This window comes from Pseudomonas mendocina, assembly GCF_900636545.1.
GTDB classification, from domain to species: Bacteria; Pseudomonadota; Gammaproteobacteria; order Pseudomonadales; family Pseudomonadaceae; genus Aquipseudomonas; species Aquipseudomonas mendocina.
Genome location: NZ_LR134290.1, coordinates 2068944 through 2093461, shown reverse-complemented (window position 1 = coordinate 2093461; position 24518 = coordinate 2068944). Strand labels below are relative to the sequence as shown.

Here is a 24518-nt window from a genome sequence, read left to right as displayed (position 1 = left end):
TGAATAACAAGATAAGTATCGAATAACCCCGTCAACTACCTCGCTCTTCCCAGTACCCCGGCGCGTTGTAGATGTCCTTCAGGTAGTCGATGAAAAAGCGCACCTTGGCCGGCAGGTAACGTTGCTGTGGGTATACCGCCTGGATGTCATAGGCCGGGATTTCGTAATCATCGAGCACCGTGACCAGCTCGCCGGCCTTCAACTCCGCCTGGATTTCCCAGGTCGAGCGCCAACCGATTCCCAGTCCCTGCTTGACCCAGTCGTAGAGCAGTTCGCCGTCGTTGCAATCGAGATTACCGGCCACCTTCACCGCCACCTGGCGCCCGTCGCGCAGGAAGGTCCAACCGCGCTGCTGACCGCCCTGCAGGTTGAACGCCAGGCAGTTGTGCCGCGCCAGGTCTTCGAGGGTGCGCGGCACGCCATGCAGCTCGAAGTAACTGGGCGCACCACAGACCACACGGCGATTGGGGAAGAGCTTGACCGCAACGTAGTTGGGGTCGGTCACCTCGCCGATGCGAATGCCCATGTCGTAGCCCTGGCGCACCAGGTCGACCAGACTGTCGGTGAAGTTGAACGACAGCTTCAGGTCCGGGTAACGCTTGAGAAAAGCAGGCGCATGCGGCGCGATATGCCGCCTGCCGAAAGCCGCAGGCGCGGATACCACCAGGTGCCCGCGCACCGACCTGCCCCCACGGGCCACGCTGGCGTCGGCCTCGTCGAAGTCCTTGAGCAGGGCTCGGGCGCGATCGAGGTACTGCTCACCGAGGTCGGTCAACTGCAGGCCACGTGTGGAGCGATGCATCAACTTGACGCCCAGGTGGCGCTCCAGCGCGTCCAGACGGCGCCCCATGACCACCGGGGTGACACCTTCGCTCAGCGCAGCTGCGGCGAAGCTGCCGTTGTCGGCTACCAGAACGAAACTGCGGATGAGGGTATGACGGTCCATTCGGTACTCCAAGTATCGACAGAACTGAAGTATCCAACAATTCCGCCGCACCGGTACAGCCGTCATCCTTGTTCCCAAGAAGAAAAAACCACTGACTCGGAGAACAATGGTCATGGCCAGAATGAGAGCAATCGAGGCAGCCGTACTGGTGATGCGCCGCGAAGGCGTCGATACCGCGTTCGGCGTCCCCGGCGCTGCCATCAACCCCCTGTATGCCGCACTGAAGAAACTCGGTGGCATCGATCACGTCCTGGCCCGCCACGTCGAAGGCGCTTCGCACATGGCCGAGGGCTACACCCGCACCAACGCCGGCAACATCGGCGTGTGCATCGGCACCTCCGGCCCGGCTGGCACCGACATGGTCACCGGCCTGTATTCGGCCAGCGCCGACTCCATTCCGATCCTCTGCATCACCGGCCAGGCGCCGCGTGCACGCATGCACAAGGAAGATTTCCAGGCGGTGGACATCACCAGCATCGTCGGCCCGGTGACCAAGTGGGCCACCACCGTGATGGAGCCCGGCCAGGTGCCGCGCGCCTTCCAGCGGGCCTTCCATGAAATGCGCAGCGGCCGCCCCGGTCCGGTGCTGATCGACCTGCCGTTCGACGTGCAGATGGCCGAGATCGAATTCGATATCGACGCCTACGAACCGCTGCCGGTGGCCAAGCCGAGCACCAGCCGCGTTCAGGCCGAAAAAGCCATCGCCATGCTCAATGACGCCGAACGTCCGCTGCTGGTCGCCGGGGGCGGCATCTTCAATGCCGATGCGGCGGACAAGCTGGTCGAATTCGCCGAGCTGACCGGCGTGCCGGTGGTGCCGACCCTGATGGGCTGGGGCGCGATTCCGGATGATCACAAGCTGATGGTCGGCATGGTCGGTCTACAGACTTCGCATCGCTACGGCAACGCCACCCTGCTCGCTTCCGACCTGGTGTTCGGCATCGGCAACCGCTGGGCCAACCGCCACACCGGCTCGGTCGACGTCTACACCGAAGGCCGCAAGTTCATCCACGTCGACATCGAACCGACGCAGATCGGCCGCGTGTTCAACCCGGATCTGGGCATCGTTTCCGACGCCGGCAGCGCACTGGACGCCTTTCTGGAAGTCGCCCGCGAGTGGAAAGCCGCCGGCAAGCTGAAGGACCGCAGCGCCTGGGTCGAAGCCTGCCGCGAGCGCAAGCGCACCCTGCAGCGCAAGACCCACTTCGACAACGTGCCGGCCAAGCCGCAGCGCGTGTACGAAGAGATGAACGAAGCTTTCGGCAAGGACACCTGCTACGTCAGCACCATCGGTCTGTCGCAGATCGCCGGCGCGCAGTTCCTGCACGTGTACAAGCCGCGTCACTGGATCAACTGCGGCCAGGCCGGCCCGCTGGGCTGGACCATTCCGGCAGCCCTCGGTGTAGTCAAGGCTGACCCGAGTCGCAATGTGGTGGCGCTGTCCGGCGACTACGACTTCCAGTTCATGATCGAGGAGCTGGCCGTCGGCGCGCAGTTCAACCTGCCCTATATCCACGTGCTGGTGAACAACTCCTACCTGGGCTTGATCCGTCAGGCCCAGCGCGGCTTCGACATCGATTACTGCGTGCAGCTGGCGTTCGAGAACATCAACGCGCCGGAGCTCAATGGGTATGGCGTCGACCACGTCACCGTGGTCGAGGGCCTGGGCTGCAAGGCGATCCGCGTGTTCGACCCGAACGAGCTGCAGAACGCCTTCGCCGAAGCCAAGCGCCTGATGGCCGAGCACCGCGTGCCGGTGGTGGTGGAGATCATCCTGGAGCGTGTTACCAACATTTCCATGGGCACCGAGATCAACGCCATCAACGAGTTCGAGGAACTGGCCGAGCGCGGCGTCGACGCCCCGACCGCCATCTCGCTGCTCGACTGACGCAACCAATCCCCTCTCCCATCTGCGGAGAGGGGAGACAAACACAAGGAGCCAACCATGCCCCGTTTTGCTGCCAACCTGTCCATGCTGTTCACCGAAGTGGACTTCCTGGACCGTTTCGCCGCTGCCGCCGAAGCCGGTTTCAGCGGCGTGGAATACCTCTTTCCCTATGACTTCCCGGTCGAAGAGATCAAGGCCCGCCTGAACGCCAACAAGCTTGAGCAGGTGCTCTTCAACCTGCCGGCCGGCGACTGGGGCAAGGGCGAACGCGGCATCGCCTGCCACCCGGATCGCGTTGAGGAATTCCGCGCTGGCGTCGACAAGGCCATCGCCTACGCCAAGGTACTGGGCAACCAGCAGATCAACTGCCTGGCTGGCATCCGCCCGCAGGGCGTGGACTGCGCGACCGTGGAAAAGACCTTCGTCGACAACCTGCGCTACGCCGCTGACAAGCTGGCCGGCGCCGACATTCGCCTGGTCATGGAAGCCATCAACACACGCGACATCCCCGGCTTCTATCTCAGCACCACAAAGCAGGCCCTGGACATCCGCGACAAGGTCGGCAGCACCAATCTGTACCTGCAGTACGACATCTACCACATGCAGATCATGGAAGGTGACCTGGCCCGTACCGTGGAAAACAACCTGGCCGCGATCAACCACGTGCAATTGGCCGACAACCCGGGCCGCAACGAGCCGGGCACCGGCGAAATCAACTACCGCTTCCTCTTCGAGCACCTGGATCGCATCGGCTATCAGGGCTGGATTGGCTGCGAATACAAGCCGGCTACCACCACCGCTGCCGGCCTCGGCTGGATGAAGGCGCATAACGCAATCTGAGGAGACTCATCTCATGGCAAAAATCGGATTTATCGGCACCGGCATCATGGGCAAACCCATGGCGCAGAACCTGCAGAAAGCCGGTCACACCCTGTTCCTTTCCGAGCATCACGACCCGGCTCCGGCCGACCTCGTAGCGGCCGGGGCCGTCGCGCTGGCCAACCCGCAGGAAGTCGCCCAGGAAGCCGAATTCATCATCGTCATGGTGCCGGACACCCCGCAGGTCGAAGACGTGCTGTTCCGCGCGGACGGTGTTGCCAGCGGTGTTGGCAGCGGCAAGATCGTGATCGACATGAGCTCAATCTCGCCCTCCGCCACCAAGGCCTTCGCCGAGAAGATCAAGGCCACCGGCGCCGCCTACCTGGACGCCCCGGTGTCCGGCGGCGAAGTCGGCGCCAAGGCCGCGACCCTGTCAATCATGGTCGGCGGCTGCCCGAACGCCTTCGAACGTGCCCTGCCGCTGTTCCAGGCCATGGGCAAGAACATCACCCGCGTCGGCGGCAATGGTGACGGCCAGACCGCCAAGGTGGCCAACCAGATCATCGTCGCACTGAACATCCAGGCAGTGGCCGAAGCGCTGTTGTTTGCTGCTAGGAACGGTGCCGACCCGGCCAAGGTGCGCGAGGCGCTGTCCGGTGGTTTCGCCGGCTCGAAAATTCTCGAAGTGCACGGCGAGCGCATGATCAAGGGCACATTCGATCCGGGCTTCCGCATCAGCCTGCACCAGAAGGACCTCAACCTGGCGCTGTCCGGTGCTCGCGAGCTTGGCCTGAACCTGCCCAACACCGCCAACGCCCAGCAGGTGTTCAGCACCTGCGCGGCCCTCGGTGGCAGCGGCTGGGACCACTCTGCCCTGATCAAGGGTCTGGAGCATATGGCCAACTTCAATATCCGCGGCGAGTAACAGAGCGCCCTCTCCCCCGGCCCCTCTCCCGCATGTGGGAGAGGGGAGACGAGCCGCTCGGCGTTGCACGGACTTCCGGCGTACGCCAAGCCAGTCCCCTCTCCCATTTATGAGAGAGGGTTAGGGAGAGGGACTTTGCTTCTGGCCCACCCTTTCGACCTTCCTGGCAGGAGGTGTCACGGCCCGATTGCCAGGTTGGTCGATTCCACTCCCCAGATGCTGCGCGCGGCATCTGCGGACTGGAATCGATCTGCAAGAGACCACCACCATGACCTTCGACCCGCAAAGCCTGCTGCGCGACCTGTTCGCTACCGCCATCGCCGCTGCACACCCACGCCAGGTACTGGCCGATCACCTGCCTGCCGACCGTAGCGGCCGCGTCATCGTCATCGGTGCCGGCAAGGCCGCTGCAGCCATGGCCGAGGTAATCGAGCAAGAGTGGCAAGGCGAAGTCAGCGGCCTGGTGGTGACCCGCTACGAGCACGGCGCCGATTGCAAGAAGATCGAAGTGGTCGAAGCCGCGCACCCGGTGCCGGACGATGCCGGCGAGCGCGTCGCCCGCCGCGTGCTGGAGTTGGTGTCGAACCTGGCCGAAGACGACCGCGTGATCTTCCTGCTCTCCGGTGGCGGCTCCTCGCTGCTGGCGCTACCGGCCGAGGGCATCAGCCTCAAGGACAAGCAGGCGATCAACAAAGCCCTGCTCAAATCCGGCGCCACCATCGGCGAGATGAACTGCGTGCGCAAGCACCTCTCGGCCATCAAGGGCGGCCGCCTGGCCAAGGCCTGCTGGCCAGCGACCGTTTACACCTATGCCATCTCCGACGTGCCCGGTGACGAAGCCACGGTAATCGCCTCCGGCCCCACCGTGGGCGACCCGACCACCTCGGCCGACGCCCTGGCGATTCTTGCCCGCTACGCCATCGACATCCCGGCCAATGTGCGTAGTTGGCTGCAGGATCCACGCTCGGAAACGGTAAAACCGGGCGACCCCGTACTCACGCGCAGCCACTTCCAGCTGATCGCCACGCCGCAGCAATCGCTCGACGCCGCCGCAGCCAAGGCCGAAGCCGCCGGTTTCCCGGTGCTGATCCTCGGCGACCTGGAAGGCGAGTCGCGCGACGTGGCCAAGGTACATGCCGGTATTGCCCGCCAGGTGCAGTTGCATGGCCAGCCAATCAAACCGCCGTGCGTGATCCTCTCCGGCGGCGAAACCACCGTCACCGTGCGCGGCAAGGGCCGTGGCGGGCGTAATGCCGAATTCCTCCTCAGCCTCACCGACAGCCTCAAGGGCCTGCCCGGTGTCTACGCGCTGGCCGGTGATACCGATGGCATCGACGGCTCCGAAGACAACGCCGGCGCCATCATGACGCCCTACAGCTACGCCCGTGCTGGCATCAAGGGCCTGAGCGCCCGCGACGAACTGGACGACAACAACGGCTATGGCTACTTCGCCGCCCTCGACGAGCTGATCGTCACCGGTCCGACGCGCACCAACGTCAACGACTTCCGCGCCATTCTGATCCTCGCAACCTTGGAAACTGCAGGTGCAGAACCACCGGGCTCCTCCCTGTAGGGCGGGTGCAACCCGCCAAAGCGTTGGTGGCGGGTTGCACCCGCCCTACGCCGCAACGCCATCAACAAAACTCATGACCAAGGCCTGCCAGATGACTCCCGACAAGAAAGTGAAAATCCTCGCCACCCTCGGCCCGGCCATCCGCGACGCCGCGCATATCCGCCAATTGGTGGAAGCCGGGGTCAACCTGTTTCGCCTCAACTTCAGCCACGGCGAACACGCCGATCACGCCCAGCGCTACCAGTGGGTGCGCCAAGTCGAGCGCGAGCTGAACCAGCCTATCGGCATCCTCATGGACCTGCAGGGGCCGAAACTGCGCGTCGGCCGCTTTGCCGAAGGCAAGGTGCAACTGGTCAACGGCCAGAGCCTGCGCCTGGATCTGGACAAGACGCCCGGTGACACCAGCCGGGTCAACCTGCCCCACCCGGAAATCATCGAAGCCCTGCAGCCGGGCATGAGCCTGCTGCTGGACGACGGCCGCCTGCGCCTGAAAGTGACTGCCAAGCAGAATGATGCCGTGATTACCGAAGTGATCGCCGGTGGCGAACTGTCCGACCGCAAGGGCGTCAACGTACCTGAGGCCGTGCTGCAGCTATCGCCGCTGACCGAGAAAGACCGCCGCGACCTGACCTTCGGCCTGCAGCTGGGTGTGGACTGGGTGGCGCTTTCCTTCGTGCAGCGCCCGGAAGATATCGTCGAAGCCCGAGAGCTGATTCAAGGCAAGGCCTTCCTCATGGCCAAGATCGAGAAGCCGTCGGCGGTGACCCACCTGGAAGAAATCGCCAAGCTGTGCGACGCCATCATGGTGGCGCGCGGAGACCTGGGCGTGGAGGTGCCGGCCGAAAACGTGCCGCGCATTCAGAAGGACATCGTGCGCACCTGCCGCCAGCTCGGCCGCCCGGTAGTGGTGGCCACGCAGATGCTCGAATCCATGCGCTTCTCTCCGGCGCCGACCCGCGCCGAGGTCACCGACGTAGCCAACGCCGTGGCCGAAGGCGCCGATGCAGTGATGTTGTCGGCCGAGACCGCCTCCGGTGACTACCCGCTGGAAACCGTGCAGATGATGAGCAAGATCATCCGCCAGGTGGAAAATGGCCCGGACTACCAGACTCAACTCGACGTCGGTCGCCCTCAAGCCGAAGCCACCGCCAGCGACGCCATCAGTTGCGCTATTCGCCGCATCAGCTCGATCCTGCCGGTGGCGGCATTGGTCAACTACAGCGAGTCCGGCGCCAGCAGCCTGCGCGCCTCGCGCGAGCGGCCCAAGGCGCCGATCTTGAGCCTCACCCCGAGCCTAACCACCGCCCGCCGCCTGACAGTGGCCTGGGGCATCTACTCGGTGGTCAACGAGCGCCTGCGCAGGGTCGAGGAGGTCACCAGCACCGCGCTGGAGATTGCCCAGGCCCAGGGCATGGCCAAGCGCGGCGAAACCGTGGTGATCACCGCCGGCGAACCCTTCGGTCAACCTGGCAGCACCAACAGCCTGAGGATCGAAACGCTGCATTGAGCCGTAGGGTGTCGCGGGGCCGCCTAGGCCTTGCGCACCTTGCGACCAGTTAGCGGTGCGCACGGCGCACCCCACAGGACTCCTCCAAGCGACACGGACGGCGCCCCTCTTCCGCTTGGGGGAGAGGACTCTTGGCACAGACATCATGCCTCCACTACCAACCTCACACCCTGCCCTGCAAAGCCTGCGCGCCCTGCTCTGCGGCTTCGCCCAGATTTTCCTGCAACAGCACCCAGGCTGCGGCGTGCTGGTGCTGCTGGCGATCCTCATCGGCGCCCCTCATCTGCTGCCCGGCGCCCTGCTCGGCGGCCTGACCTCGATGCTGGTCGCGCAACGCCGTAACTACCCGCAAGCGGACATCGCCATCGGCCTGTACGGCTACAACGGCATCCTGATCGGCCTGCTACTCTGCCTGAAACTGCCATGGACACCGCTGTTGCCCGTGCTGATCAGCGCCAGCGCTGCCCTTTCCAGCCTGCTGCTTGCGCCTTGGATGCGGCGCATGCGCCAGCATGGTTGGCTGCCCGCCTTCACCTTTCCCTTCGTGCTGCTCGGTTGGCTGTTGCTGGCACTGATCGTCCAACTCGAGCTGCCAGTTGCGCAGCCCAGCCATGCCCCCGAACAGCCGCAGCTGAGCGTCCTGCAGTTGATGCTCGCGGTGCTGCGCGGCCTGGGCCAGGTCATCTTCCTCGACTCGCCATTGGCCGGCCTGTGCCTGCTGTTCGGTTTGCGTTTGGCTGACGGCCGTACAGCGCTCTGGGCACTGCTCGGCTCCAGCGCAGGACTTGCCCTGATGCTGTTAAGCGGCTGGCCCAGCGATGCTGCCCTGGCCGGTCTCTACGGCTACAACGCCACACTCGCCGCCATCGCCCTGGCCCAGGTCTATCGCTGCCCATTGATCCCCGCAGTGGGAATCCTGCTTGCCCTGATCCTGCAACCAGGTTTCAGCGCACTGGGCCTGCCCGCCCTGACCATGCCCTTCATACTCGCCTGCTGGCTGATCAGAGCCGGCGCACAAAGCTGGCTTCGCGCAGTAAAGGACGGCACGCCCACAGGCTAATATCGCCCTGCGAACACATCAGCGAGCGCAAGGAGCCTGACTCGCATGTAGGTAGCCAGAATTGGGAACGCTGCCCAGACCGGCGAACGCTGGATTGGTTTATGTTTAAAACGTGGCCTGCTCCCGAGAGCGTTGGGAGACATCAGGAACTCGTGTCTTCGAGTGCGACTCAGAGTCTGCAAGCACCCTGTTTCCTAGTGAAGGACCATGGCTGAGCCGGTGAAATAAATAGCCAGGGCCAGCCCGCGTTTCACAACAACCAATATCGACACGGAGAGTTGCCCAGTGAGCGCACAAGACACTTCAATACGGTTACCCGCTTTGGCTATTACCGTATTGGCGTGCTGGCTGTCGCCAATTTCAGCCGCTACGGGAGCCGAGTTAAACGCCACGCTTTCCGAAGCGGCCAGTCGGGTGATGACGGCGCGAACGATCAAAGCATTTTGCGACGAGCGCAGTCCTGACAGCGAAAGCATGCGACGCGATGCGCTGGCGAGTTGGAGCCACCGCAACGATATTGCCGAATACGATAAGGTCATAAACGCGCTCTCGCGCAATAGTGATGCGTTTCGCAAAGAGATGGAGAGCAATCTCACCCGCGCGCGCTCGCAGATAGCACAGGCACTCGCAGAGGACTCCACACACTGCACGGACCTGGCGACCTTCCTGGCCGATGAAAAGTACGCAATCAAACCCGTAATACGAAAGCTGCGCCGCCTGGTAGGTAATTTCGGGTTGGATATAGCAGAGAAACCATCGAGCACATCACCCACAAAAGTGAAGCCCGTGGGCCTGGCTCACCTGACGGTTCTGGCCGACGCGGAAATGGCCAACGTAGGTTCCTACGAAGGAGCACTCAAGGATCGCAATCTGCGCAATGCCCGCGAGGACCGCCTGCAAACGTACCTGAAGAACCAGGGGCTGGTCGCAGGCTACGGCCGCGTTGTTTCCGACAATCGCTTGCGCGAGTGGCGCGGGGCGCAGCAATCACGCTTCTCACTGTCCTGCCGGAGCTTCCAGGACAAAGCGCAGGAGACGCAAATGAAGAATGCCCTCGGCCAGAACATGGTCGTTGTCGGCCAGCCTCGCAACGTCATCGATGGCAAGAATGCCGAGATATCGCTTCGCGATTGCCAGCTCCTCACGCTGGACCAGGCGAAGGAGCCCCTTGCCCGGGCAAATGACGAAGCCGGCCTCGTGCACAGGCCTCCAGAAGCCGCCGAGGTCTACGCCGGGCCGGGCAAAGGTATCGCCATGAACAAGGTTGATCGCGTGCTCTACGTGGCGGATTTTCAGAATCGTATGGACGGCTTTGGCAACGGCTACACCAGCCGAGAAGAAGATATCTACGTCCTGCTTTTGGACGGGACGGCCTATCACCACACCTGGAATTTCCCCTTCACCGACCTCGATGTAACCGCCTCGAAGACACGTGAATCGGAGCACTGGCTGACCTGGTCGAAAGGCTGGACAGGCAAGATCACGCTATCGCGTGATGGCAGCGAGATCGATCTTTCCAAAGCCCAGGAGCTCGCATCGCTATCGCCTGATACACGTCTTGATCAAAGTTATTACTTCCTCAATGTTGGTATGGGCGGCTCTCGACGGGACCGGTCTTTCATATTCCGCCCGGATGGCACCGTCACGCACAAGCGAGGCGGTTTCTTCGCCGGGAATTTCGGCACCAGCTACATCATCGCCACCAACAATCGCGACGATAGTGTCACCTCGACCTATCGCTTCGAGGACTACGCCCTCGTGCTCTCGACTGCGCAAGGAGAAGAGCGCCGTTTCTTTGCAGTATTGGAAGATTCAGACAAGGCCAAACCAGAGGATGTCATCGTCGACGGCGAGGTTTACTGGACACGCAAGAAAGAGCAGTAGCGTTCGACGGTTTGAAAAGCTGAGAGCTTCAAAGGCCATGCGGCGACTGCCGACTCTGTGCGCTTCGATCCCCAGGCTCGAGCGACTGGAGAGACACAAAGATCAAGCTCCGGTTTTCCGCTGGTAAAGAGTGAACTCCTACCTCGTTAGGTGGGCTAATTCATATCTGCCACGACGAGCGACGCCAATGTCCGACGTTGTCCTCTGCCTTGCTAACGCCCTTTCGCCTTTCGTCTTTGCGCACCATCGGGAGATGCGTCAATGAGCCCAGTGCCTGGCGATATCGATCTACCGCCCGACCTGCGCTATGTCGACGACAGCATGCCGGGCATCAGCCGCCGCAAGCTACGTGGCAAGTTCTGCTATTTCGACAGCCAGGGCCAGCGTATCCGCGACAAACAGGAGGTGGCTCGCATCGATGCACTGGCTGTGCCGCCCGCCTATACCGACGTGTGGATCTGCCCATTTCCCAACGGCCACCTACAGGCAACAGGCCGCGATGCCCGCGGGCGCAAGCAATACCGCTACCACCCGCGCTGGCGCGAAATCAGGGATGCGGACAAGTACGCCAGCCTGCTGGCATTCGGCAAGGCACTGCCAGCACTGCGTGTAGCCCTGCGGCAGCACCTGAGCCTGCGCGAACACCGCCGTGAGAAAGTGCTGGCCACCGTGATCATGCTGCTGGATAACACCCTGATCCGGGTCGGCAACGCCCGTTACGCGCGGGAGAATCGTTCCTATGGCCTGACCACCCTGCGCAACCGTCACGTCGAGGTGCAAGGCAGCACAATTCGCTTTCACTTCCGTGGCAAGAGCGGCATCGAACACGAGGTGCAGGTCAGTGACCGCCGCCTGGCCCGCATCATCCAGCGTTGCCTGGAATTGCCCGGGCAACACCTGTTCCAGTACCTGGACGAGGATGGCGAACGTCGCGCCGTGACCTCCACCGACATCAACGACTACCTGCGTGAACTGACCGGCGCCGACTTCACCGCCAAGCACTACCGCACCTGGGCCGGCAGCGCGCTGGCCCTGACGCTGCTGCGCGAGCTCGAGTGGCAGCCGGAAAGCGCGGCCAAGAAACATGTGGTGGCCATGGTCAAACAAGTGGCTGAGCAATTGCGCAATACGCCGGCCGTCTGCCGCAAGTGCTACATCCATCCCGCCTTGCTCGAAGCCTTCCAGGCCGGCGAGTTGGCCGGCATTCGCATGGCAACGCCGCGCAAGGGCCTGCGCGCGGAAGAAAGCCTGTTGATGCGCTTTCTGGAGAAACTGCCACCCGCTTGAGACCGCACGCTCCCCCAATGCCAGGCCCACCTTGCAGCCGAAGCCGCGCTTAGGAAAAGACCGCACAACTGCAGGTAGGACGTTTCCCTGGCAACCGATGTCGCAGCCACGACTGGCCCACTTATTCGACCCTGCTAGCGTGCATGGCCTCTTCAGCCCCTTATCGAGCGAGAACGACATGCTGCACAGCATCAAGCAAGGCATCACCCTGGACGAACTGGAACTGTCCGGCACCCTGGAGGACATCGGTGTCGAGATGCTCGACGGCGACAACGCCATGTTCGCCCTGACCACCTTTGCCACCGAGGACGAGTCGGTCAGCGCCGGCTACTTTGGCGTGCGTCGCAGCCGTTTCCGCCTGCCCTACACCTTCCACGAACAGGCAGTGGTAACCCTCGGCGAGGTGAAGATCACCAACGAGGCCACTGGCGAAACCGCGCACTACAAAGCCGGTGACGCCTTCTTCGTCGCCAGCGGCACCAGCACCCTCTGGGAGGTCGTGAGCGACAGCTTCACCAAGCATTACCTGGCTGTCGACTGAACCCACGGCGGCGTGATCGGCGACTGATGCGGGGCTGGTTGAAAGACCCTACGCGCCGCTTCAGCAGGTATGATCGGGACCGAACCACGCCAGAAAGCCCCGATGAACATAGCGCTCGCTGATCTCGCCAACCGCACGCCACACCGTCCATGAATACCGGCTGGCAAGGACGACTGTGGCTGGCCAGGGACTATTGCCTGCTCGACGGATACGCTGGCGATACCCACGCGCATGCTCATTACGCACACCAGTTGATGCTGGCCCATGACGGCGAGCTGCGCCTGATGGTCGATGGCGAGCGGGTGCAGGGCCGTCGCCTGCTGGTCCCCTCGATGCAGCCACATGCCTTTATCGAATCGGGCCAGCCGATGTTGGCGCTGTATGCCGAACCCCTTTCATTCCGCCTCGAGCAGCTACAGGCCCTGCAAGACGAAGCCCCGACAGCCCCACAGGCCCTCGTCGAACACCTGCGCCACTGGCCGCGACCGGCTCTGGATCGGCGCGTGGAGCAGGCGCTGCTCGACATCGACGCGCTGTTGCTGGAAAAGATCGACGCCCTCGACCTGGCGAGCCGGGTTCGCTTGTCACTGAGCCAGCTGGAGCGCCTGTTCGGCGATCAGGTCGGTCTCTCCATCCGCCGCTTGGTGCTCTGGCGGCGCCTGCGCCTGGCGCTGGCCATGGTGCTACGCGGCAACAACCTTACCGATGCCGCCCACGCAGCGAATTTCGCCGACTCGGCACACTTCTCCCGCACGGTGCGTAGCATGTTCGGCATCCAGGCGCGGGCATTGCACAACCTGCAACCGCAACTAGTCGACTGAGCGGCGCAAACCGCGCGGCAGAACGGGGGCGGCCACATGCTCCGCGCGAGCAACGAAGGGTTCGGCCAACTGCGCCAGATAATCGTCAGGGTAGTCCGGCTGACTGCCGATCCCCAGATCATCACTGGCCACCTGGTAATCGGCGTGAAACGCCGTGCCCAGCAGACGATCCCAGACGCTGAAGAACAGCGCGAAGTTCACGTCCCCCGCCCGGCCATAACGCAAGTGGTGAAAGCGATGCACCGGCGCCCAGGCAAACAGGTAACGCAATGGGCCGATACGCATATCGACATTGCTGTGCTGCAGCAGCAGTTGCACGCCGATGGCAAAGGCCAGAACGCCTGCAATATCCACCGGCATGCCCAGCACTATCAGTGGCAAGGTGCCCGCCAGCGCTTCCAGCCCCAGGTGCAGCGGATGCTTCATCAGGCCGTTGAGGCCGTACATACGCCGCACCGAGTGATGCACGGCATGCAGACGCCATAGCCAGGCACTGCGGTGACTGAGCCAGTGCATCAGGGTGATGCCAAGGTCGGCGACGATGATCGCCATAAGCACCTGCAACCAGAACGGCCAGGCATGCGGCCAGGGGTCACGGACAGGCAGCAGTGTCGCCAGCAGAGGAATACTCAGCACGCCAAGGCTGTTCAGTGTTTCGTTGATCACGGCATGTATGCGGTCGCGCCATGCATCGCGGCGCGGCTGGTTCCATTCGGGCTGATAAGGCACTTGCGCTTCGACCAGCGCGGACAAGCCGATGGCCAGCAACAGCAGAAACGCGAGGCACCACAATCCCAGGTGCCAGTCGCCCACCAGAACGATCGCCAGCGCGATCAGGCCGAAGCCGAAACAGGGGGCATAGAGATAACGCAGCAGTGCATCGAGCATGGTGTTCTCCTTGAGGTCGGAGCCCATAGCCTGCTGCCAGGCACCCCTCTCAGGCTTGAACAAACCACGCATCCTTGACGCTGTTCATACCGAAAGCAGCCCGCGCCCTCTATAGTCGCGACTACCACTTGAAAGCTGCCAGCAAGGAACGATGTACACATGAAAGGATGGATTCTGGGTCTGAGCCTGCAACTACTGGCCACACCGCTGCTGGCTGACGAACTGATGACGGTGATCGGGCCGGTTGAACGGATCGAAGTTATCGAGATCGGCCAGGGCCCCAACACGGCCCTGGACAACTGCAAGGACTACAGCGTGAGCGCGGAGGAAGTCGCCGAGTTCCTCCGCCACGCCATCGTCATCACCCACCGCCAGGAACACGACTGGTATCTCTACGGCCCCTGCTACGCCACCGGCACGCTGACCAGCCGCTACGGCCAATGGCACTGGTTGCTGCGCAACATGGGTACCGGCTGGCTAACGGCAGTCACCGGTGAAACCTTCGTGCTCGGTGATCCCAGGCAGGAGTCGTCGCTGGAAGACGAGTAAGAGCGGCAAGCACGCCTTGCCCTCGCTGCGCCTTCCTGCCTAGGCTGTGCCCTTTCGCTTGACTTGGACCTTGCCATGGAAAACCGGCAAAGCTGGCGCCAGCGCCTGTACATCATCATCTTCGAAACCAGCACACCGGCTGCGCAGCGCTTCGACAACTGGTTGCTGGTGACCATCCTCGCCAGCCTAGTAGTGGTGATGCTCGACAGCATCGAACGCATCCACAATCAGTACGCCGGGCTGTTCAGCGTGCTGGAGTGGGGCTTCACCGTCCTCTTCGCCATCGAATACGGCTTGCGTCTGTACAGCTCGCCAAAACCTATTCGCTATGCCTTCAGCTTCTTCGGGCTGGTGGATCTGCTGGCAGTGCTGCCGGCCATCCTGGCGTTGCTGTTCGCCGATGCGCAGTACCTGATGATCGTCCGCGTCATCCGCATGATTCGCATCTTCCGCGTACTCAAGCTGCGCCCTTACCTGACCCAGGCCAACTTCCTGCTGGTGGCACTGCGCGGCAGCAAGCAGAAGATCGTGGTGTTTCTGGTCAGCGTCTCGACCCTGGTCACGGTGTATGGCGCACTGATGTACGTCATCGAGGGGCCGGCCAACGGTTTCACCAGCATCCCCCCACCAGCATCTACTGGGCAGTGGTGACGCTGACCACCGTAGGCTTCGGCGACATCACCCCGCAGACACCCATCGGCCAGATGCTCGCCACCATGGTGATGATCACCGGCTACTCGATCATCGCAGTGCCGACCGGCATCTTCACAGCTGAACTGGCCAACGCCATGCGCCAGGACGGGCTGATGGAACACGATTGCCCGCACTGCAGAAAGAACCGCCACGAGTACAGCGCGGCGTTCTGTAGCCGCTGTGGTGGGCCGCTGTTCAGCAGACAGGCCGAGCCCTCATCGCCAGCGCGAAGCGCGCCTGAAACAGACTGAAGCAAAACCGATTGGCCATCGCGTGGTCATAAAGTCGCCCTGTGGGCTATAAAGCCCGACTTTTTAGCTGAAGGAAGCGCGCCATGGCCGTTACCACCAATGAATCCACGGCACCCGCCAAGGCAGCCTGGATTGGTCTGATCCTGGGCCCATTGTTATTGCTCGTGTGTCTGCTCACCGAGCCGCCAGCCGGGCTGTCCAGCGCCGCCTGGGCCACCATCGGTCTGACCCTGCTGATGGCCACCTGGTGGTCGACCGAAGCCATTCCGATTCCGGCCACCTCGCTGCTGCCAATCCTGCTGATCCCGGCGCTGGACATCGACAGCCTCAACGCCGCAACCGCGCCCTATGCCAACCCTACCATCTACCTGTTCCTCGGTGGTTTCGTCCTGGGCCTGGCGATGGAACGCTGGAACCTGCACAAGCGCATCGCCCTGATGACGCTGCTGGCCATGGGCAGCAAGCCGAGCAGGCAGATCGCCGGGTTCATGATGGCCACGGCCTTTCTCAGCATGTGGGTGAGCAACACCGCCACCACCATCATGATGCTGCCTATCGGCCTGTCGGTGATTGGCATGCTCACCGGCGAGAAGAGTGCGAGCGACGCCGACCGTGAACGCTTCGCCACCGCCCTGCTGCTGGCGATTGCCTATGCAGCCAGCGTCGGCGGCATCGCCACGCTGATCGGCACACCACCGAACGCATTGCTCGCTGCCTTCCTCGCCGACAACTACGACGTGCAGATCGGTTTCGGCCAGTGGATGCTGCTCGGCGTGCCAGTGGCCGTACTCATGCTGGCATTCATCTGGTGGTGGCTGACCCGCGGCGGCTTCAACCTGGCCGGACATGACAGCACGCAGCTGATCCGCAGCGAACTGGCCGAACTGGGCCCGCTGAGTCGCGGCGAGAAGCTGGTCGCCCTGGTATTCGTGGTTACCGCACTGGCCTGGGTGTTCCAGCCGCTGATCGGCGAATGGGTATCGGGCGTCAACGACACCAGCATCGCCATCGCCGCGGCGCTGGCACTGTTCATCATCCCGGTGGACACCAAGCAGCGCGTGTTCCTGATGGACTGGGAAAGCGCCAGCAAACTGCCCTGGGGCGTGCTGCTGCTGTTCGGTGGCGGCCTGTCGCTGGCTGGCGTGATCCGCAGCACCGGCCTTGCCGAATGGATCGCCCAGAGCCTCGGCGCGCTCGGCGCATTGCCGGTGATCGCGATGATCGGCGTTGTGGTACTGGTGATCATCTTCCTCACCGAGGTCACCTCCAACACCGCCACTGCCGCTGCCTTCCTGCCCCTGCTTGGCGCCCTGGCAGTGTCGCAGGGTATGCCGGCCGAACTGCTGGCGATTCCTGCGGCCATCGCTGCCAGCTGCGCCTTCATGATGCCGGTGGCGACGCCACCCAACGCCATCGTGTTCGGCACCGGACATATGAAGATACAGTCGATGATCAAGGCGGGCTTCGCCCTCAACCTGTTCGGCGTAGTGCTGGTGACGCTGATCTGCTACTTGCTGGTAGGCATTATCTGGGCGCATTGAGCCTGGATCGCACGAACAAGAACGGCGCCTTCGGGCGCCGTTTTTTATGATTCTTCACTTTTGTCGAGGGAAAGATACGTTTGATACCGGACGCTTCCCAAACTATTCGAAGCACCTTAAAAAATACTGTCCCAACTTCGAGTGGTAAATGCGCTGATCGCTATATATTCGCCGCTCCAGGACTTGAACGTCAGCGTGCCATTAAAATCCGGGTAGACCGTCTTTTTTTCATTCAGCAACCACAGCTGCACATTTTCAATCGGCTTCGAGGTCACGTTTAAATCACCAATCTCTGGTGCCATATGCGGCAGGCTATAAACAGCACGCTTTAGCTGCCCGCGATAGCGATAAATCATCGGACTGCGATAATCCTGCGTTTTTGGCCGGTAATACTGGTTATACCCAACAATACTGATTTCATTACCGCTAAAGCTGACCAACATGAAATTTGGCGTCTCACTGGTAATCAGGCTGTTATCCGCCAGCATTCTCGACGCCTCTTCACGACTTAGCAGGCTGTTATCTCTGTGATCAAGGCCGGTGTAAACATGAAGACCCTGCAGATCGGTCATGGCTTGCAACAACAGCTCTTTCGAGGGCGTCGGGTGCATCCAGCGCACCGAACGAGACGTACAGCCGCTGGCAATCAACAAAACGATCAGAAAGATCGCTAACCGGCCAGCCGTAGCGGGAATTAAATACGAAGGCCTCAGCACAGTACCAACCCTCGCTGTTGTAATTGCAGGTTCAGTTGCTCGATTTCAGGCTGGCCAGTGGTGACACAAATGAAACGCGGGTTTTCATGCAGATAGACATTGCCATCACGCTGCAGCATGCCGACTTCCAGCAGTTGCAACCCGGCCTGTTGCAATTGCTGCTGTAACACCGGTAGGTAAAAGCCACCGGCATCGTACATAAACTCTTCACGACTGATTGCCTGAACCGGAAAACCCTGCTCGTCATAAAGACTGTCGGTGGACAGGGTAATGCCGGCCTGCTGAACCGGCACTAAGGCATTCAATCCATCAACGCCCCAGGGATCAAATTCCTTCCATTCGACATAACAGAGATAACGTTCACCCAACAACGCGTCCAGCCAATAGATGTGCTTGTAATCGCCTTGCCGTTCATCAACTCCTGGCACCGTTATGGATTCCTTCGAGAACCCCGGAATGGCTTGTGCCAAAGCCGTTAAAAGTGCTCCATCACTCATGTCTTGTCCCTTAGTTATACAGGTGAAGTGTTCTTGCTCTTTCAAGATGCTGAAGTGCGCAGTCAATCATTGCGGCAAGGGAGTATGCGGCCATGTGAACCGAGATGCATCCCGAAGAGGCTGACGGATTAATGGAAAACGGCGCCCAAGGCGCCGTTGAAGGACAAGGCAGATGCCTCACCGAGATTGATAGTGCCGGTACAACCCCGGTGGGATGCCCGAGCTGTCGGTATCCTTCCATGGGCCTCCGGCTTGTGGCGACCAGCTCCAGCCACCGTCCCAACGGTAGAAGATGCGCTCACGGTAATAGAGATCCCTCGTACCTTCGACCACATAGACGCCCAACGCCGGGTTCCAATGGCTTTTCACGCCAGGCGGCGGTGCGTAGCGCGGGTGCGATGGCTGCTGCACCGGCGGAAGATCGCCGCCTGGCGCACTCGGCTGCTGCAGTACACAGCCACTCAGACCAAGTCCGAGTGCGCAAACCAACGCCAGGCGCCTCACTGTGCCTGCCCGTCGCGGCGGTCGATCAACAGCGTCTGTACGCCGCGGGCGGTATTGGCCACCGGGCCGGTCTGGCCCGTCCACTCACCCTGGGTAGCATTGCCAGCGCGGGAGACCCGCGCCACCAATTGCACCTGGTCGAATTGCGAAATTTTCAGTTCCGGCATCATCGCATCCACATCCGAGAGACTGATCTGCACCGGTAGGTCGGAGACCTTCAGGCGCTTGGCCGCCAGGGGCATCGGCGGGCCGCTGAGTGCGCGGGCGAAGACGAACACGGCATCGTCCGGCTGAACGTTCTGCTGCACCTCGGGCGACAACGACACGCTGACTTCGAGGGCATGCACCTTGGCGCTCGGCTCGGCGGCAGCACTGCTCTGCTCGCCCTCGCCCATCTGCTGCCGGGCGCGCTCGATGCCGCCGGCGATGGCCGCGCGGGACGGGTCCTGCTCCGGCAGCACGGCGACCAGACGCTCCCAGTAGCGCACTGCATCAGCATAGCGCTGACTTTCATAGGCGGCGATACCCAGCAGGCCCAAGCTGGTGACCTCTTCCGGATCGGTCTTCAACGCCTCGTCGGTGAGCCCCTGCAACTGCTCGTTCCACTGTTTGCCTTCGGCGAAATACAGCGCCTGCGCCCATTGACCGAGCAGTTCCGGGGCGCGCCCGGCGATCTCCACGGCGCGCTCGAAGGCCTTGGCGGCGTCGCCGGCACGCTCCTGCGCCATATAGGTACGGCCAAGGAAGTACCAGCCTTCGGCGGAGTCCGGCTGCTGCTTGACGGTCTGCTCCAGGCGCGCGGTCATTTCCTCGATGCTCTGCGGCTGCATGGCCGCCAGCTGACGTGTCTGCTCCACCTGATCGAGCGCGCCCCAGTGCAGGTACAGGGCCACGCCGAGCACCGGCACCAGCAACGCCGAGACCAGCGGGATCTTGCCGCCGAGCACACCGCTGCGGCGCTGCACGCCTTCGGTATCGTCGAGCAGCTCGCGCGCCGCTTCGGCACGACCGGCCTGCATCTGCGCATCATCGAGCACACCGGCCTGGCGCTGGGCTTCCAGCTCCTGCAGGCGTTCCTGATAGAGGGTGACGTTGAGTGCGGTACGGTCTTCTTCGGCCTGCAGCTTGCGAATGCGCAGTACCGGAATCAGCAGAAACGCCAGGGCAGTCAGCAAAAGCAGCCCGGCGGGCAACCAGAAATCGATCATTGGTCTTTCTTGTCCTGAGAGGCTTGGGCGAGCAGCGCGTCGAGGCGCGCCTGCTCATCAAGGGAGAGGCCAGCGGCGGAGCGATCCTTCTGCTGGCCACGGCGGCGCAAGACGATCACCCCAAGCACGCCGAAGCCAATCAGCAGCAGGCCGGCAGGGCCGTACCAGAGCAGCAGCGTGCGGCTGGTCAGCGGTGGCTTGTAGAGCACGAAGTCGCCATAACGAGAAACCAGAAAGTCGATGATCTCCTCGTTGCTCTTGCCCTCTTCGAGCATGCGATAGATTTCGCCACGCAGGTCCATGGCGATCGGCGCATCGGAGTCGGCGATGTTCTGGTTCTGGCATTTCGGGCAGCGCAGCTCTTCGATCAGGTTGCGATAGCGCTGACGCTCGGCCTCGTTGGCGAATTCGAAGGTATCGATGGCGGCATGCGCGCTGGCCAACAGGCCCAACGCCAGACCGGCGGACATCAGCAAACGCTTCATGGCTGGGCCTCGTCGACCAGTTCCTGATAGATCGGCGCCAGTTTTTCGCGCCAGATGCGCTCGTCGATGGCACCGACGTACTTGTGGCGAATGATGCCCTTGGCGTCGATGAAGAAGGTCTCCGGTGCACCATACACTCCCAGGTCCAGGCCCAGGCTGCCCTTGGCATCTTCGATATTGAGCTGATAGGGATTGTGCAGGTCACGCAGCCACTTCTGCGCCGGCTCGCGCTGATCCTTGTAGTTGATGCCGTGGATCACCACACCTGCCTCGGCCAGCTTGTTCAACACCGGGTGCTCGTGGCGGCAGGCCGGGCACCAGGTGGCCCAGACGTTGACCAGCGCGGGCTTGCCCTTGAGATCGTCAACGCCCAGGGTGCGCTCGGGGTTGTCCAGCGCCGGCAGGCTGAAAGCCGGGAACGGCTTGCCAATCAGCGCCGAGGGCAGCTCGGAGGGGTCGAGGAACAAGCCACGGTAGAGAAATACGGCAATCGCCAGGAATGCCAGCAGCGGCAACAGCAGGAGAAGACGTCTCATGCGCTGGCCTCCTGCAAGCCCAGGGCGTCGCGCACGCGGGTGCGGACCTTGATCCGGTAGCGCTTGTCGGCCGCGGCAAGGAAGCCACCGAAGGCCATCAGCAGACCGCCGAGCCAGATCCAGCGCACGAAGGGCTTGATGTGAATACGCACGGCCCAGGCGCCCTGCTCCAGCGGCTCGCCCAGGGCAACGAACAGATCGCGAGTGAAACCGGCGTCGATGCCCGCCTCGGTCATGGTCGACTGCTGCACGGTATACAGGCGCTTCTCCGGATGCAGCACCTTGATCTGCCGCTCACCATCGAAGACACGCACCGTGCCCTTGTCGGAGATAAAGTTGGGGCCTTCGTGATGCACGGCGCCGTCGAACTGGAAGCGATAGCCTGCCAGCTCCACCGACTCGCCCGGTGCCATGCGCAGGTCGCGCTCATAGCTGCCCAAGCTGGTCAGGACCACGCCCAGGGCGCATACGGCGAACCCCAGGTGCGCCATCTGCATGCCCCAGTAGCTGCGAGTCAGGCTCGGCAGGCCCTTGATCAGCCCCTTGTGTCGTGTCTTGTCGAGAATGTCGCGCACACCGCCAAGCACCACCCAGAAGGCCAGCAGGCAAACGGCCAATACAGCCCAATGGAAATCACCATGCAAGTAGGTCGCGGCTACCGCCAGCACCACGCTGGCGACCAGCACCGGCGTCAGCATGCTGCCCAGCCACTTCAGCGGCGTATCCTTCCAGCGCACCAGCACGCCGACGCTGATCACCGCCATCAGCAGCGCCATCAGCGGCAGGAACAGCGCATTGAAGTAAGGAGGGCCGACCGACAGCTTGGCGCCGGTCAGGGCATCGAGCACCAGCGGGTAGAGGGTGCCGAGCAGGATCATCGCAGCCGACACCACCAGTACGATGTTATTGACCAGCAGCAGGGTTTCACGCGACCACAGGCCAAAGCCGACTTGGCTCCTGACCACCGGTGCGCGCACGGCGAACAGCGTCAGCGAACCGCCGACCACCACCAGCAGGAAGGCGAGGATGAACACGCCGCGCTCCGGATCGGTGGCAAAGGCATGCACCGAGGTCAGCACGCCGGAACGCACCAGGAATGTCCCCAAGAGGCTGAGGGAGAACGCGGCGATGGCCAGCAGCACCGTCCAGCTCTTGAACACACCGCGTTTTTCCGTCACGGCCAATGAGTGGATCAGCGCCGTGCCCACCAGCCAGGGCATGAACGAGGCATTTTCCACCGGGTCCCAGAACCACCAGCCGCCCCAGCCCAGTTCGTAGTATGCCCACCAGGAACCGAGGGCGATACCGATGCCGAGGAAGGCCCAGGCAACGATGGTCCATGGACGCGACCAGCGCGCCCAGGCGGCGTCCAGCTTGCCGCCGAGCAGCGCGGCAATGGCGAAGGCGAAGGCCACCGAGAAGCCGACATAGCCCATGTACAGCATCGGCGGATGCACGATCAGGCCGAAGTCCTGCAGCAGCGGGTTGAGGTCGCGGCCGTCGACGGGCGAGTTCGGCAGCAGACGCTCGAAGGGGTTGGAAGTGACGATCAAAAACAGCAGGAAGCCGACGCTGATCATGCCCATCACCGCCAGCACGCGGGCGAGCATCTCTTCCGGGAGGTGGCGCGAGAAGATCGCCACGGCGAAAGTCCAGCCGGCCAGGATCAAAGCCCACAGCAGCAGAGAGCCTTCGTGCGCGCCCCATACCGCGCTGAACTTGTAGTACCAGGGCAGCGCGCTGTTGGAGTTGTTGGCCACGTAGGCGACGGAGAAGTCGTCGACCATGAAGGCATAGGTCAGGCACAGGAAGGAGAACAACAGGAAGGCGAACTGACCCCAGGCGGCCGGCTGCGCCAGGCTCATCCACTGGTGGTCACCGCGCCAGGCACCGATCAGCGGCAATGTCGCCTGTACCAGGCACAGGCACAGCGCCAGAATCATCGCCAGATGGCCGAGCTCGGGAATCATTGCGCGCTCTCCTGTTGGTAGCCTTGCTTGGCGGCTTTGGCCTCATCGTGCTTTTGCATCATCCCGCTCTTTTCCAGCGCCTGCATGACTTCAGGCGGCATGTAGTTCTCGTCGTGCTTGGCCAGCACCTCGTCGGCCACCAGCACGCCCTCTTCATTGACGCGGCCCAGGGCAACGATGCCCTGCCCTTCACGGAACAGGTCCGGGAGGATGCCGCTGTAGCGGATGGTCACGCCGTGGGCGCCGTCGGTGACGACGAAGTCCACCTCCAGCGAATCGGCCGAGCGCTTCACAGAACCCTCTTCTACCAGGCCGCCGGCACGAATGCGGGTATCGACCGGCGCCTCGCCATTGGCGATCTGGCTCGGGGTGTAGAACAGGTTGATGTTCTCCTGCAGCGCGGTCAGCGCCAGCGCAACAGCGATGCTGACACCACAGAGGATGGCCAGAACGATATACAGGCGTTTCTTGCGAACCGGATTCACTTCGACTTCTCCCGGCGCAAACGACGCGCCTCGTCTTGCAGGTAACGGCGGCGAGCCAGAATCGGCAGCACCACATTCAACGCCAGGATCGCCAGGCTGATACCGTAAGCGCTCCAGACATAGGCGCCATGGGTGCCCATGGCGAGGAATTCGGAAAAGGACGAGAAGCTCATGCCTTGCCCTCCACCAGGTTCTGCACTTCGGTCTTCACCCAGCTGCTGCGCGCTTCGCGCTTGAGTACTTCCAGGCGCATGCGATAGAGCAGCACGGCGCCGAAGAAGCAGTAGAAACCCAGCACCGCCAGCAGCAGCGGCAGCCACATTTCCACCGGCATCGCGGGTTTTTCGGTGACCTTGAAGGTGGCAGTCTGGTGCAGCGAGTTCCACCACTCCACCGAGTACTTGATGATCGGGATGTTGATCACACCGACGATGGCCAACACGGCGCAGGCCTTTGCGGCGCTGTCGCGATTGCTGATGGCATTGCCCAGGGCGATGACGCCGAAGTAGAGAAACAGCAGGATCAGCATCGAAGTCAGGCGTGCGTCCCAGACCCAGTAGGTGCCCCAGGTCGGCTTGCCCCAGATGGCTCCGGTAAGCAGCGCGATGGCCGTCATCCAGGCACCGATGGGCGCTGCCTGCTGCAAGGCGACGTCGGCCAGCTTCATTTTCCACACCAGGCCGACCAGGCCGGCGACGGCCAGCGTCACGTAGATGGATTGAGCCAGGAAAGCGGCAGGAACATGAATGTAGATGATGCGAAAGCTGTTGCCCTGCTGGTAGTCCGGCGGCGCGAAGGCCAGGCCCCAGACCAGGCCAGCGACGGTCAGCAACACGGCAGCGATGCTGAGCCAGGGCAGCCAGCGGCCACTCATCTCATAGAACCACTTGGGCGAACCCCATTTGTGAAACCACGTCCAGTTCATGCTCGACTCATCATTCAGG

Annotated in this window: 24 protein-coding genes and 1 pseudogene; 13 read left to right on the top strand and 12 right to left on the bottom strand. The window is 62.5% G+C overall.

Features of this window, described 5'->3' with window-relative positions; genetic code table 11:
- Positions 1-31: 31 nt before the first annotated feature.
- Positions 32-946 (bottom strand): LysR family transcriptional regulator, encoded by a 915-nt coding sequence (locus EL191_RS09635; protein WP_041978395.1) that lies wholly within the window; start codon positions 944-946, stop codon positions 32-34.
- Positions 947-1058: 112 nt separating this feature from the next.
- On the opposite strand from EL191_RS09635, the gene gcl reads away from it, so the two are divergent.
- The 10 genes from gcl (at position 1059) to EL191_RS09585 (ending at position 13251) form a co-directional block, all read left to right on the top strand.
- Positions 1059-2834: a glyoxylate carboligase gene (gene gcl, locus EL191_RS09630; protein WP_041978534.1), complete on the top strand. Its 1776-nt coding sequence runs from the start codon at positions 1059-1061 to the stop codon at positions 2832-2834.
- A 57-nt stretch (positions 2835-2891) separates the two neighbouring features.
- Entirely contained in the window at positions 2892-3674 is a 783-nt protein-coding gene (gene hyi / locus EL191_RS09625) for a hydroxypyruvate isomerase (RefSeq protein ID WP_041978393.1), read from the top strand.
- Between the two features lie 13 nt (positions 3675-3687).
- Entirely contained in the window at positions 3688-4578 is an 891-nt protein-coding gene (locus EL191_RS09620; protein WP_013715034.1) for a 2-hydroxy-3-oxopropionate reductase, read from the top strand.
- 268 nt (positions 4579-4846) lie between these two features.
- On the top strand, positions 4847-6151 hold the full coding sequence (locus EL191_RS09615; protein WP_041978389.1) for a glycerate kinase type-2 family protein: 1305 nt from the start codon (positions 4847-4849) through the stop codon (positions 6149-6151).
- A 91-nt stretch (positions 6152-6242) separates the two neighbouring features.
- Positions 6243-7658 carry a pyruvate kinase gene (pyk, locus tag EL191_RS09610; protein WP_041978530.1) on the top strand — a complete coding sequence of 472 codons (1416 nt, stop codon included), beginning with the start codon at positions 6243-6245 and terminating at the stop codon, positions 7656-7658.
- Between the two features lie 145 nt (positions 7659-7803).
- Positions 7804-8718 carry an urea transporter gene (locus EL191_RS09605; protein ID WP_041978386.1) on the top strand — a complete coding sequence of 305 codons (915 nt, stop codon included), beginning with the start codon at positions 7804-7806 and terminating at the stop codon, positions 8716-8718.
- A 285-nt stretch (positions 8719-9003) separates the two neighbouring features.
- Complete coding sequence (locus tag EL191_RS09600) at positions 9004-10602, top strand: hypothetical protein (protein WP_232005522.1); 1599 nt, start codon at positions 9004-9006, stop codon at positions 10600-10602.
- A 261-nt stretch (positions 10603-10863) separates the two neighbouring features.
- Positions 10864-11889, top strand: coding sequence for a DNA topoisomerase IB (locus EL191_RS09595; RefSeq protein WP_041978385.1), 1026 nt, complete (start codon positions 10864-10866; stop codon positions 11887-11889).
- A 178-nt stretch (positions 11890-12067) separates the two neighbouring features.
- A complete protein-coding gene (locus tag EL191_RS09590) occupies positions 12068-12430 on the top strand; it encodes a cupin domain-containing protein (RefSeq protein WP_041978383.1) in 363 nt (120 codons plus the stop codon).
- 149 nt (positions 12431-12579) lie between these two features.
- Positions 12580-13251, top strand: a complete 672-nt coding sequence (locus tag EL191_RS09585; protein WP_041978381.1) for a helix-turn-helix transcriptional regulator — start codon at positions 12580-12582, stop codon at positions 13249-13251.
- On the opposite strand, the gene EL191_RS09580 is transcribed toward EL191_RS09585, so the two are convergent.
- Complete coding sequence (locus tag EL191_RS09580) at positions 13240-14139, bottom strand: sterol desaturase family protein (RefSeq protein ID WP_041978524.1); 900 nt, start codon at positions 14137-14139, stop codon at positions 13240-13242. The two genes, EL191_RS09585 and EL191_RS09580, sit on opposite strands and share 12 nt — an antisense overlap.
- A gap of 159 nt (positions 14140-14298) precedes the next feature.
- Here EL191_RS09580 and EL191_RS09575 point away from each other — a divergent pair, with 159 nt between their 5' ends.
- From EL191_RS09575 to EL191_RS09565, 3 genes and pseudogenes are all read left to right on the top strand, one after another.
- Entirely contained in the window at positions 14299-14688 is a 390-nt protein-coding gene (locus tag EL191_RS09575; RefSeq protein ID WP_013715024.1) for a hypothetical protein, read from the top strand.
- A 75-nt stretch (positions 14689-14763) separates the two neighbouring features.
- Positions 14764-15632, top strand: a pseudogene (locus tag EL191_RS09570) (ion transporter).
- Between the two features lie 83 nt (positions 15633-15715).
- Positions 15716-17173, top strand: coding sequence for an SLC13 family permease (locus tag EL191_RS09565; protein ID WP_041978379.1), 1458 nt, complete (start codon positions 15716-15718; stop codon positions 17171-17173).
- A gap of 116 nt (positions 17174-17289) precedes the next feature.
- Here EL191_RS09565 and EL191_RS09560 read toward each other — a convergent pair whose 3' ends face one another.
- The 10 genes from EL191_RS09560 to EL191_RS09515 all read right to left on the bottom strand — a co-directional run bounded on the left by EL191_RS09560 (position 17290) and on the right by EL191_RS09515 (position 24499).
- Positions 17290-17745 carry a hypothetical protein gene (locus EL191_RS09560; protein WP_080764264.1) on the bottom strand — a complete coding sequence of 152 codons (456 nt, stop codon included), beginning with the start codon at positions 17743-17745 and terminating at the stop codon, positions 17290-17292.
- Positions 17746-17882: 137 nt separating this feature from the next.
- The gene (locus EL191_RS09555; RefSeq protein WP_232005521.1) at positions 17883-18386 is read right to left on the bottom strand and encodes a hypothetical protein; all 504 of its coding nucleotides are present in this window, start codon (positions 18384-18386) and stop codon (positions 17883-17885) included.
- A gap of 177 nt (positions 18387-18563) precedes the next feature.
- Positions 18564-18890, bottom strand: a complete 327-nt coding sequence (locus EL191_RS09550; protein ID WP_080764263.1) for a hypothetical protein — start codon at positions 18888-18890, stop codon at positions 18564-18566.
- A complete protein-coding gene (ccmI, locus tag EL191_RS09545; RefSeq protein ID WP_041978375.1) occupies positions 18887-20098 on the bottom strand; it encodes a c-type cytochrome biogenesis protein CcmI in 1212 nt (403 codons plus the stop codon). The genes EL191_RS09550 and ccmI overlap by 4 nt, the downstream gene beginning before the upstream one ends.
- Positions 20095-20583, bottom strand: coding sequence for a cytochrome c-type biogenesis protein (locus EL191_RS09540; protein WP_013715017.1), 489 nt, complete (start codon positions 20581-20583; stop codon positions 20095-20097). The genes ccmI and EL191_RS09540 overlap by 4 nt, the downstream gene beginning before the upstream one ends.
- Positions 20580-21119: a DsbE family thiol:disulfide interchange protein gene (locus EL191_RS09535; protein ID WP_013715016.1), complete on the bottom strand. Its 540-nt coding sequence runs from the start codon at positions 21117-21119 to the stop codon at positions 20580-20582. The genes EL191_RS09540 and EL191_RS09535 overlap by 4 nt, the downstream gene beginning before the upstream one ends.
- Positions 21116-23089, bottom strand: a complete 1974-nt coding sequence (locus EL191_RS09530) for a heme lyase CcmF/NrfE family subunit (protein ID WP_013715015.1) — start codon at positions 23087-23089, stop codon at positions 21116-21118. Before EL191_RS09530 ends, EL191_RS09535 begins: the two co-directional genes overlap by 4 nt.
- Positions 23086-23574 (bottom strand): cytochrome c maturation protein CcmE, encoded by a 489-nt coding sequence (ccmE, locus tag EL191_RS09525; protein ID WP_013715014.1) that lies wholly within the window; start codon positions 23572-23574, stop codon positions 23086-23088. Before ccmE ends, EL191_RS09530 begins: the two co-directional genes overlap by 4 nt.
- Positions 23571-23747 (bottom strand): heme exporter protein CcmD, encoded by a 177-nt coding sequence (ccmD, locus tag EL191_RS09520; RefSeq protein WP_013715013.1) that lies wholly within the window; start codon positions 23745-23747, stop codon positions 23571-23573. Before ccmD ends, ccmE begins: the two co-directional genes overlap by 4 nt.
- A complete protein-coding gene (locus EL191_RS09515) occupies positions 23744-24499 on the bottom strand; it encodes a heme ABC transporter permease (protein WP_041978373.1) in 756 nt (251 codons plus the stop codon). Before EL191_RS09515 ends, ccmD begins: the two co-directional genes overlap by 4 nt.
- Positions 24500-24518 lie beyond the last annotated feature (19 nt).

Coding starts and splice junctions, on each gene's coding strand:
- EL191_RS09535 (WP_013715016.1), bottom strand. CDS start 21,119: ATGAGACGTCTTCTCCTGCTGTTGCCGCTGCTGGCATTCCTGGCGATT.
- EL191_RS09515 (WP_041978373.1), bottom strand. CDS start 24,499: ATGAACTGGACGTGGTTTCACAAATGGGGTTCGCCCAAGTGGTTCTAT.
- EL191_RS09585 (WP_041978381.1), top strand. CDS start 12,580: ATGAATACCGGCTGGCAAGGACGACTGTGGCTGGCCAGGGACTATTGC.
- EL191_RS09595 (WP_041978385.1), top strand. CDS start 10,864: ATGAGCCCAGTGCCTGGCGATATCGATCTACCGCCCGACCTGCGCTAT.
- EL191_RS09615 (WP_041978389.1), top strand. CDS start 4,847: ATGACCTTCGACCCGCAAAGCCTGCTGCGCGACCTGTTCGCTACCGCC.
- EL191_RS09620 (WP_013715034.1), top strand. CDS start 3,688: ATGGCAAAAATCGGATTTATCGGCACCGGCATCATGGGCAAACCCATG.
- hyi (WP_041978393.1), top strand. CDS start 2,892: ATGCCCCGTTTTGCTGCCAACCTGTCCATGCTGTTCACCGAAGTGGAC.
- ccmD (WP_013715013.1), bottom strand. CDS start 23,747: ATGAGCTTCTCGTCCTTTTCCGAATTCCTCGCCATGGGCACCCATGGC.
- EL191_RS09605 (WP_041978386.1), top strand. CDS start 7,804: ATGCCTCCACTACCAACCTCACACCCTGCCCTGCAAAGCCTGCGCGCC.
- EL191_RS09590 (WP_041978383.1), top strand. CDS start 12,068: ATGCTGCACAGCATCAAGCAAGGCATCACCCTGGACGAACTGGAACTG.
- ccmI (WP_041978375.1), bottom strand. CDS start 20,098: ATGATCGATTTCTGGTTGCCCGCCGGGCTGCTTTTGCTGACTGCCCTG.
- EL191_RS09560 (WP_080764264.1), bottom strand. CDS start 17,745: ATGACCGATCTGCAGGGTCTTCATGTTTACACCGGCCTTGATCACAGA.
- EL191_RS09565 (WP_041978379.1), top strand. CDS start 15,716: ATGGCCGTTACCACCAATGAATCCACGGCACCCGCCAAGGCAGCCTGG.
- EL191_RS09540 (WP_013715017.1), bottom strand. CDS start 20,583: ATGAAGCGTTTGCTGATGTCCGCCGGTCTGGCGTTGGGCCTGTTGGCC.
- pyk (WP_041978530.1), top strand. CDS start 6,243: ATGACTCCCGACAAGAAAGTGAAAATCCTCGCCACCCTCGGCCCGGCC.
- EL191_RS09555 (WP_232005521.1), bottom strand. CDS start 18,386: ATGAGTGATGGAGCACTTTTAACGGCTTTGGCACAAGCCATTCCGGGG.
- EL191_RS09635 (WP_041978395.1), bottom strand. CDS start 946: ATGGACCGTCATACCCTCATCCGCAGTTTCGTTCTGGTAGCCGACAAC.
- EL191_RS09575 (WP_013715024.1), top strand. CDS start 14,299: ATGAAAGGATGGATTCTGGGTCTGAGCCTGCAACTACTGGCCACACCG.
- gcl (WP_041978534.1), top strand. CDS start 1,059: ATGGCCAGAATGAGAGCAATCGAGGCAGCCGTACTGGTGATGCGCCGC.
- EL191_RS09580 (WP_041978524.1), bottom strand. CDS start 14,139: ATGCTCGATGCACTGCTGCGTTATCTCTATGCCCCCTGTTTCGGCTTC.
- EL191_RS09530 (WP_013715015.1), bottom strand. CDS start 23,089: ATGATTCCCGAGCTCGGCCATCTGGCGATGATTCTGGCGCTGTGCCTG.